This window comes from Sporichthyaceae bacterium, assembly GCA_036493475.1.
GTDB lineage: Bacteria > Actinomycetota > Actinomycetes > Sporichthyales > Sporichthyaceae > DASQPJ01.
Genome location: DASXPS010000093.1, coordinates 77,409 through 84,909, shown reverse-complemented (window position 1 = coordinate 84,909; position 7,501 = coordinate 77,409). Strand labels below are relative to the sequence as shown.

Here is a 7,501-nt window from a genome sequence, read left to right as displayed (position 1 = left end):
GCCCCGCGACGAGCTCATGCGCCGGCTGCTGGAGCGCGGCGCGCAGAGCGGCCGCAGTGACGACAACGCCGAGGTCATCGCGCACCGGCTGGACGTCTACGACACCAAGACCAGGCCGATGCTGGACTACTACGCCGAGCGCGAGGAACTGGTCAGCGTGGACGGTTCCTGCTCGGTCGAGGAGGTCACCAAGGCGGTCATCGATGCGCTGGAAGCCCTGCGTCCCCGCCTGGGCTGAGCGTTGTGACCCGAGTTTGATCTCTACCGGTGACGATCTTGGCGGTCGGCCCGCACAATAGTTGCGCCAGGGTGAAAGGCAGAAAAGGCGACGTCATTGACTGATCCCGAGATTCCCGACGGGTTTCTCGCCGCGGCGTTCGAGGCCGCGCCGATCGGTATGGCGCTACTCGATCTGACCGGGCGTTGGTTCCGCATGAACCGGGTGTTGGCCCAGATGTTGGGCGCGCCCGCCGAGGAGTTGCTCGCCGCGCCACCTCCGGCGTTGCGCCGCGCGGACGACCCCGCCATGGCCGGCGACCCCACCGCCGAGGTAACGCTGGATCAGCGCTACCGGCACCGCGACGGGCACGTGGTCTGGGTGCGGCGACGCACCAGCCTGGTGCGGGACGCGGCCGGCCTGCCGGACTACGTGGTGGCCACCTACGAGGACATCGGCGCGCGCCGCGACGAGGACGCCCGGCTGATCCAACTCGCCCTGCACGACCCGCTGACCGGGCTGGCCAACCGGGCCCTGCTCGATGACCGGCTCACCCAGGCCATCGCGCAGCGGGACCGCGACGGTGGGGTGGTCGTCGTGTTGTTCTGCGACGTGGACGGGCTCAAGTCGATCAATGACCAACACGGGCACGGCTTTGGCGACCGGATGCTGGTCACCGTCGCGCAGCGGCTGGTCGGCCAGTTGCGCAGCGGCGACACGGTGGCCCGGTTCGGCGGTGACGAGTTCGTGGTGGTGTGCAACCTGCGGGCGGGTGCGGACGCAGAATCGATGGCCGCCCGCCTCACCCTTGCCGTGGAGAGTGCGCCGGAATTGATCGCCCCGGACGGCACCGCGGTGCCGGTTCGGGTCAGCGTCGGGCAGCAGATCGGCACCGACAATCGGCTGGATCCAGACCATTTGTTGGGGGACGCGGACCGTTCCATGTACGCCGCAAAACGCCGGCGGGACCGGACCTGAGCCTGCGACCTCCCGCGTCTGGCACACTCCTGCGATGGTTCTCGGTCCGGCGGCGGGTCGGTTGCTGATCGCGACCGGCGGGTTGGCCGATCCGAACTTCAGCCGCACGGTTGTGCTGCTGCTCGACCACGACAGCACCGGCACCCTGGGCGTGGTACTGAACCGGCCGACCGCCATGGCGGTGGCCGAGGCGCTGCCGTCCTGGGCGGGCCTCACCGGACCGCCGTCGGTGTTGTTCCAGGGCGGCCCGGTCGGGTTGGACTCGGCGTTGGCGCTGGCCACCCTGGCCGCGGTGCCGGTGGACGCAGCAGCCGGCCCGGTCGGCTGGCGCGGGGTGGTCGGCACCATCGGGATGATCGACCTGGACGCAGGCACCGAAAACCTCGGCCCGGCGTTGCGGGAACTGCGGGTGTACGCGGGCTACGCCGGCTGGGGTCCGAACCAGCTGGACGCCGAACTGGCCGGCGGCGCCTGGATCGTGGTCGACTCCGAACCCGGCGACGCGTTCTGCACGGACCCGGACAAGCTGTGGAGCCGGGTGTGGCGACGGCAACCGGGTGAACAAGCGTTCGTATCCACCCGGCCCGAGGACCCGACGCAGAACTGAGCTCCCGGGTACGTCCGTAGACTGGGGCCGTCCGCGTCAAGCTCACCCCGGAGGATCCGATGACCTCGTACCCCGAGCCCGCCGGCGGCCTGAGCACCATCACCGAGGAGGAGCTGCGCACTTCCACCGGTGACGGCGACCACGACCGCTTCTCGCATTATGTGGTGCGCAACAAGCTGACCGCGGCCATGGTGGAGGGCACCCCGCTGCAGGCGTTGTGCGGCAAGGTCTGGGTACCCAGCCGCGACCCGCAGAAGTACCCGGTGTGCCCGGAGTGCAAGGAAATCTTCGACGGCATCCCGCCGAGTGATGACAAGGGCGGTCAGGACTCCTGACCACCCATCAGATCCGCCGGTCGCTGCGCGCCCACTAAATGCCTCTCGTGATTGAAGCGCCCCTCGGCGTGGCCGAGGCGGTCAGGTTGTTGGCGGCCGAACCGGATCGGTTGATCGTGGCCGGGGGCACCGACCTGCTGCCCGCGCTGCACGACGGCCGGATTCAAGCCGATCGCCTGCTGTCGCTGGATCGGCTGCAAGTGCTGCACGGCGCGGGCCGTATGGCGGAGGGCGGACTTTTCCTCGGCGCCGGGCTGACCTGCACCGAGCTGGCCGGATTGGACACGGTGTTGCCTGCGCTGGCCAGGGCTGCCGCGGTAATCGGGCCGCCGGGTGTGCGCAACGCCGCGACCGTCGGCGGGAATCTGGTCTCCGCCGCGGGCGGTGACCTGCTGCCGGTGCTGGTGGCGGTGCAGGCCGTGGTGGTGCTGGAATCCGGGGCCGGGCGGCGGGAGACCACCGTCGAACATTTCCTGTCCACCGTCCTCGACACCGGCCGCCCCGACCTGCGGCCGGGTGAGCTGGTCGCCGGGCTGCGCATCGACCGGATGCCCGCGGACACCCGATTCGCCCGCTTGACCGTGCCCGGCCGGGCAGTGCTGACCCTGGCCCTGGCTCGCGACGCGCATCTGCCGGAGATCCGCGTCGCGCTGTGTGCGGGCGGGCGGGTCCCGGTGCGCGCCGCGGCGGCGGAAGCGCTGATCGCCGCGGAACTGTCCCGGCTGGGACGGAACATCGCATCGGAGACGGTGACGGCGTTCGGCAGCGCGGTCGGCGACGCGGCCAGGGCCGCCGCCACCGGGCACATCGACTACGTCCAGCACGCCGCGCAGATCTGCGCGCAGCGACTGCTGGCCCGGATGGTCGGCGATGACTGAGCCGCTGCCCTCGTACGTACTCGACGTCGACGGCCGTGCCCACCCCGTCGAGCAGGCGCAGGTCACCGAGAGCCTGCTGTATGTGCTGCGTGAACGCCTCGGTCTGACCTCGGCCAAGGACGGTTGCGGCACCGGACAGTGCGGGGCGTGCGCAGTGCTGGTGGACGAACAGCAGCGGCTGGCCTGCCTGACCTTGGCGATCAGCGCCAGCGGTCGCGCGGTGACCACCGCCGCCGGGCTGGGCCGGGGCCGACCCAGCGAGATCGCCGAGGCATTTGCCCGGGTCGGCGCCGTGCAGTGCGGTGCGTGCATCCCGGGTGCGTTGATCGCAACGGGGGCACTGCTGGCCGCCGACCCGGATCCGTCCGACGCCGCAATCCGGGCCGGTCTGTCCGGCGTGGTGTGCCGCTGCGGCGGGTACGGACGGCTGGTGGCGGGGGTACGGGCAGTGGCGCGGGCGCGCAGCGAGGCTGTCGATGGGTGAGCTGATCCCCGGCGGGGTGGGGGACAACCCGCTGCGTCCGGATGCGGTGGCCAAGGGTGTCGGCGCTGCGCCCTACCCCGCAGACCTGATGCTGCCCGGCCTGGTGCACGCGGTACTGGTGCGGGCCGATCGTCCGTCCGCCGCGCTGGTCGCGGTGGACGCCACCGAGGCGCTGATGTTCCCCGGTGTGCACGCCGTGTTGACCGCTGCGGACCTGCCCGGCTCGCTGGGATACGGCAGCGCCCGCGCCGATCGACCGGTGCTGGCCGCGGGCGTGGTGCGCCACGAAGGCGAACCGGTCGCGGTGTTGGCCGCCGACGACCCGGCGGTCGCCCGCCGCGCGGCCGCGGCAGTGCGGGTGGACTACCGGGCGGCCGAGGCGGTGCTGGATTCCTCCGCCGCCGAGTTCGGTGCGCCGGTGCACCCGGACGGCAACGTGATCCGGGCGTTGCGGGTGCGCCGCGGGCCGGAGCTGCCCGATGTCGACTGGGACGTCCCGGCGCGCCCGGTGCCGGGCGCGGACGTGGTGGTCGAGCAGGAGTTCGCCATCGGTCGGCCGGCGTCGCCGGCGGGGCCACCCGCCGCGGTCGCCATCCCCACCGAGCGTGGCCTGGACCTGATCACGGTGTCCGGCTGGACCCGGGCCGACCGTGACCAGATCGCGCTCTGCTTGGATCTGACACCGGATCAGATCCGGTTGGTGCCGGCGATCGCGCCCGGCCCGCCGGACCCCGAGCTGTCCGCCGGGGTGCTCGCCGGGCTGCTTGCGCTGCGGCTGAATCGACCGGTGCGGGTGAGCGACCGGGGTGGCAGCCGCGGGGCGCCGAGCGGTCCCGCGCTGCGCGCCCGGTACCGGCACCACGCGGCCGCCGACGGCACGCTGGTCGCCGTGCAGGCACGGTTGTGGCTGGACGGCGGCGCCTACGCGGGCCTCACCGGCGACGAGCTGGCCCGGCTGTGCGCCGTGGCGGCGGGGCCCTACCGGGTCGGCTCGGTGGACTTGGATGCGGTCGCGTGGCGCACCAATACCGCCCCACCGGGGACATTGCGCGGCTTCGCCGCGGCCGCCGGGTGCATAGCCGTCGAGGCCCAGCTCGACAGGGTGGCGGCAGCGCTGGGCGCCGACCCGGTGCAACTGCGGCTGAGGAATGCGTTGGATGCCACGGACCCGTTGCCCACCGGTCAACTGGTGACCGGCGTTCTTCCCACGGCGCCGCTGCTGGCCACCGTCGCCGAGGCCCCGTTGCCCGGTCGACGACGGGCCACCGCCGCCGAGGATCTGCCCGGCGGTGCGGTCGGCACCGCCACCAGCACGACCGTGCGCCGTGGCGTCGGGCACGCGATCGGGCTGACCCCGTTGTTGCCCGGTGAGGGCCAGGACCACCCGGCCACCGCCACCGTTCGGCTGACCGACGGGGTGGCCACCATCAGCTGCGACGCGGCGGAGCACGGGCAGGGCTTTCTCACCATCGCGATGCAGATCGTGCGCGAGGTGCTCGGGCCGGCCGAGGTGGAACTGGTCCCGGCGGATTCCGACGCCCCGTCGGCCGGGCCTGCCGCGCACAGCCGGTTGACCTGGGTGGCCGGCGGTGCGGTGTTCACCGCCTGCACCGCGATCGCGGCCGCGTTGTGCGCCGAGCTGGCCGAGGCGCAGGGCGTCTCCGCGGATTTGTTCAGCGTGCGTGGCGGGCGCATCCGGTCCTATGACGGGCTGTTGGACATCGAGTTGGTCACTGTGCTCGCCGGGCGCAGTATCGAGCAGACCGCGACCTACCACCCGCCGCGGACCGAGGTGCTCGATCCGGCGGGGCAGGGCGTGGCGTTCGCCGGGTTCGGCTTCGCCGCCCACCGTGCGGTGGTGGACGTGGACGTCGACCTGGGCTCGGTCCGGGTGGTGGAACTGGTGGGGTCGGTGGACGTCGGGCGCGTGGTGAACCTGACCCAGCTGCTCGCCGTGCTCGACGGGGGCAGCACCAGCGGCCTCGGGTTGGTGCTCGGCGACGTCGCGACGTTCCCCACCACCGCGGATACCCCCGGCACCAGCCTGGCCGACCTGTTCGTGGCCGGGCAGGACGGATCATGGATGGGCGTCAAGGGCGTGTGGGACACCCCGGTCGGCCCGGCCGCGGCGGCGATTGCTGCCGCGATCCGGGCGGCCACCGGGGCCGCGGTCACCGAGCTACCGGTGCGTCCCTGGCATCTGGCCGGTCCGGAGCGTGTCGCTCCGTGAGTTTGCGCAACCCGGCCAACCTGCACCCCGCTTTCCCGGATCGGTCCCCGTACGGCACCGCGGAGAAGTTGCGTGCCTGGCAATCCGACGCACTGGCGAGCTACCTGGCGCGCCACCCGCGGGACTTCCTGGCGGTGGCCACGCCGGGCGCCGGCAAGACCACCTTCGCGCTGCGGGTGGCGAGCGAACTGCTGAATGCAAAGGTGATCCGGGCCGTCACCATCGTCGCGCCCACCGAGCACCTCAAGACCCAATGGGCCGGTGCCGCGGAACGCATCGGCATCCGGATCGACCCGGAGTTCCGCAACGCGGACGGGAAAACCGCCAAGGGTTTCAGCGGCGTGGCGGTCACCTACGCCGGCGTCGCTGCGCACCCGATACTGCACCGCAACCGCACCGAGGCCCGCCCGACCTTGGTCATCCTCGACGAGGTGCACCACGCCGGGGACAGCCGCAGTTGGGGCGAGGCGATCTTCGAGGCCTTCGGTCCGGCGGCGCGCCGGCTCTCGCTGACCGGCACGCCGTTCCGGTCCGATGTGAACCCGATCCCGTTCGTCAGCTACGCGGCCGGGTCCGACGGGGTGCCGCGCAGCGTCGCCGATCACATCTACGGCTACGGTGAGGCACTGGCCGACGCGGTGGTGCGCCCGGTGGTGTTCCTGGCCTACGCCGGGCAGATGCGCTGGCGCACCCGGGCCGGCGACGAACTGGCCGCGGCCCTCGGCGAACCATTGACCGGGGAGGCGACCAACCAGGCCTGGCGTACCGCGCTGGACGCCGGCGGCGACTGGATCCCCACGGTGCTGCGCGCCGCCGATCAGCGCCTGTCCGAGGTGCGTCGACACGTCCCCGATGCCGGCGCGATGGTGATCGCCACCGACCAGAACGCCGCCCGTGCCTACGCCCGGCTGCTGCACGAGTTGACCGGCACCAAGCCCACCGTGGTGCTCTCCGACGACTCCGGCGCCAGTGCCCGGATCGGCGCGTTCTCCGACAGTGACGACCGGTGGCTGGTCGCGGTGCGCATGGTCTCCGAGGGCGTGGACATCCCGCGGTTGGCGGTCGGGGTCTACGCCACCAATGCGTCCACGCCGTTGTTCTTCGCCCAGGCAGTGGGGCGGTTCGTGCGGGCCCGGCGGCGCGGGGAGCTCGCCTCGGTGTTCCTGCCAACGGTGGCACCGCTGCTCAAGCATGCCGCGGAAATGGAAGTGACGCGGGATCACGTATTGGGCGATCGGTGCAAGCCGGGCGATGATTTGTTCGCCCCCGAGGACGAGCTGTTGGCCGCGGCCAACCGGGCCGAGGACGGTCCCGACGGGATGGGCGAGTTCACCGCGCTGGGTTCGGTGGCGAGCTTCGACCGGGTGATGTTCGGCGGCGCCGAGTACGGCCTACCCGCCGAACCGGGTAGCCGTGAGGAGCAGGACTACATCGGCCTGCCGGGGTTGCTCGACACCGATCAAATCGCCGAGTTGCTGCGGCGCCGTCAGGCCGCGCAACTGCGGGCTGCCAACCGTCGACGCGGTACCGACGCCCCGCCGCAACCGGCCGCGCTGCGGCCGGTGGTGACCCACGCCGAACGCTCCGCGCTGCGCCGCGAACTGCACACCCTGGTCGGCTCCTGGCACCACCGCAGCGGCGCCTCCCACGCCGCGATTCACGCCGAGTTGCGCCGGGAGACCGGCGGCCCGCCCGTCGGTCAGGCCGGCGTCGACGACCTGCGCCGCCGCATCGCCGCCCTGCGCCAGCGCCTGGCGTGACGCCTCGTCAGG

Annotated in this window: 8 protein-coding genes; all 8 read left to right on the top strand. The window is 72.4% G+C overall.

Translation table 11 applies throughout. The features are described 5' to 3' along the window. Window positions 1-238, top strand: a 238-nt coding sequence (locus VGJ14_10590) for an adenylate kinase (GenBank protein HEY2832863.1), incomplete at its 5' end; no start/stop codon positions are given. A gap of 96 nt (window positions 239-334) precedes the next feature. Continuing rightward, on the top strand, window positions 335-1,195 hold the full coding sequence (locus VGJ14_10585) for a diguanylate cyclase (GenBank protein ID HEY2832862.1): 861 nt from the start codon (window positions 335-337) through the stop codon (window positions 1,193-1,195). Between the two features lie 34 nt (window positions 1,196-1,229). Next, a complete protein-coding gene (locus VGJ14_10580) occupies window positions 1,230-1,802 on the top strand; it encodes a YqgE/AlgH family protein (protein HEY2832861.1) in 573 nt (190 codons plus the stop codon). 59 nt (window positions 1,803-1,861) lie between these two features. Beyond that, window positions 1,862-2,137, top strand: coding sequence for a DUF3039 domain-containing protein (locus VGJ14_10575; protein HEY2832860.1), 276 nt, complete (start codon window positions 1,862-1,864; stop codon window positions 2,135-2,137). A gap of 47 nt (window positions 2,138-2,184) precedes the next feature. Further along, on the top strand, window positions 2,185-3,015 hold the full coding sequence (locus tag VGJ14_10570) for an FAD binding domain-containing protein (protein ID HEY2832859.1): 831 nt from the start codon (window positions 2,185-2,187) through the stop codon (window positions 3,013-3,015). Beyond that, window positions 3,008-3,499 carry a 2Fe-2S iron-sulfur cluster-binding protein gene (locus VGJ14_10565; protein ID HEY2832858.1) on the top strand — a complete coding sequence of 164 codons (492 nt, stop codon included), beginning with the start codon at window positions 3,008-3,010 and terminating at the stop codon, window positions 3,497-3,499. The genes VGJ14_10570 and VGJ14_10565 overlap by 8 nt, the downstream gene beginning before the upstream one ends. Then, complete coding sequence (locus VGJ14_10560; GenBank protein ID HEY2832857.1) at window positions 3,492-5,729, top strand: molybdopterin cofactor-binding domain-containing protein; 2,238 nt, start codon at window positions 3,492-3,494, stop codon at window positions 5,727-5,729. Before VGJ14_10565 ends, VGJ14_10560 begins: the two co-directional genes overlap by 8 nt. Further along, entirely contained in the window at window positions 5,726-7,489 is a 1,764-nt protein-coding gene (locus VGJ14_10555) for a DEAD/DEAH box helicase (protein HEY2832856.1), read from the top strand. Before VGJ14_10560 ends, VGJ14_10555 begins: the two co-directional genes overlap by 4 nt. Window positions 7,490-7,501: the final 12 nt, after the last annotated feature.